The sequence below is a fragment of the Mesorhizobium sp. M1E.F.Ca.ET.063.01.1.1 genome (genome assembly GCF_003998155.1).
In the GTDB taxonomy this organism is placed as follows: Bacteria; Pseudomonadota; Alphaproteobacteria; order Rhizobiales; family Rhizobiaceae; genus Mesorhizobium.
Genome location: NZ_RZSC01001082.1, coordinates 1 through 1,503, shown reverse-complemented (window position 1 = coordinate 1,503; position 1,503 = coordinate 1). Strand labels below are relative to the sequence as shown.

The 1,503-nt window shown below is 66.4% G+C and carries 2 protein-coding genes; both read right to left on the bottom strand.

All coding sequences use genetic code 11. From position 1 onward, the window contains the following. A partial coding sequence (locus EOA29_RS36215; protein WP_145970036.1) for an ATP-binding cassette domain-containing protein occupies positions 1-847 on the bottom strand: 847 nt, incomplete at its 3' end. Then, positions 844-1,503 (bottom strand): ABC transporter permease (locus EOA29_RS36210; RefSeq protein WP_145970035.1); only part of this gene is annotated, 660 nt, incomplete at its 5' end. The genes EOA29_RS36210 and EOA29_RS36215, both read right to left, overlap by 4 nt.

Here is a 1,503-nt window from a genome sequence, read left to right as displayed (position 1 = left end):
GCCCCGGATAATCCCGGCTGACGCTCTCAACTTCGAGCAGCGGCTTGGCGGAGCCGGCAAGGTGGGTTTTCGGACGCGCCGGCACGTGCATCGAGGCTAGCGCCAGCTCGCGCGTGTAGAAGTGGAGCTGCTCCGACAGCGTGCGCGCGGTGTCGCCGGCTTCCGTCACCTCGCCGCGGCGCAGGATGGTCAGGCGGTCAGACATTTCGGTCACCACCGCCAGGTCGTGCGAAATGAGCAAAAGGCCCATGCGGTTCTCGCTGACCAGGTCGCGCAGCAGGTCGAGTATCTGCGCCTGCAGCACCACATCGAGCGCCGTCGTCGGCTCGTCGGCGATCAAGAGCTTTGGCTTGAGCGCGCAGGCGATCGCAATGACGACGCGCTGGCGCTGGCCGCCGGACAGTTCATGCGGGTAGCGCGACAGCGGGAATCTTGTCTCCTGCAGACCGACCCGGTCCAGGATTTTTCGTGCGTGTTCCTCTGCCTCGGCGCGGCCAGCCTTGGTGTGCCAGCGAATGCCTTCGGCCACCTGCTCGCCGATCGTCTTGACCGGATTGAGCGCCGTCATCGGTTCCTGGAAGACCATGCCGATATCATCGCCGCGCAGCGCGCACATCTGGTCCTCGCTCGCGCCGAGGATATCGATGCCGTCGAAGGTGACGCGGCCGCTGGCTTGGGCCAGATGCGGCCGCAGCCGCATGATTGTCAGCGCCGTCATCGATTTGCCGGAGCCCGATTCGCCGACCAGACCGACCACTTCGCCGGGCGCGATCGCAAGATCGACTTCCTTCAGGATCGGCGTCCCGCCGATCGACAGCGACAGGTTCTCGATATCGAGCAGGCTCATCGCTGCCGCCGCGATTTCGGATCGAGTATGTCGGCGATGCCGTCGCCGAGCAGGTTTAGCCCCAGCACGGTGACGACGATCGCCATACCGGGAAAGATCGCCATCCAGGGCGCCGTCACCATACGCGTCTGCGCGTCGAACAGCATGCGGCCCCAACTCGGCATCGGCGGCTGCGCGCCAAGGCCGACATAGGAAAGACCGGCTTCGGCGAGGATGCCCAGCGCAAACTGGATGGTGCCCTGGACGAGCAGCAGGGTCGCGATGTTGGGCAGGATGTGCTCGACCGTGATCTCGGTCATGCCCTTGCCGGCGGCGCGCGCGGCAAGGATGAATTCGCGCGGCCAGATCGCCAGCGCGCCGGCGCGGGCGACGCGGGCGAAGACCGGGATGTTGAAGATGCCGATGGCGATGATGGCGTTGACGGCGCCGGGGCCGAAGATGGCGGTGATCATGATCGCCGAAAGCAGCGCCGGGAAGGCGAAGACGAGGTCGTTGACGCGCATCAGAGCCTCGTCGGCGATGCCGCCGCGCGCGGCGGCAAAGGCGCCGAGCGGCACGCCTACGCCCATGCCGATGCCGACCGCAACCAGCGCCACGGCAATCGAGTTGCGGGCGCCGACCATGATCATCGACAGGATGTCGCGGCCAAAATGATC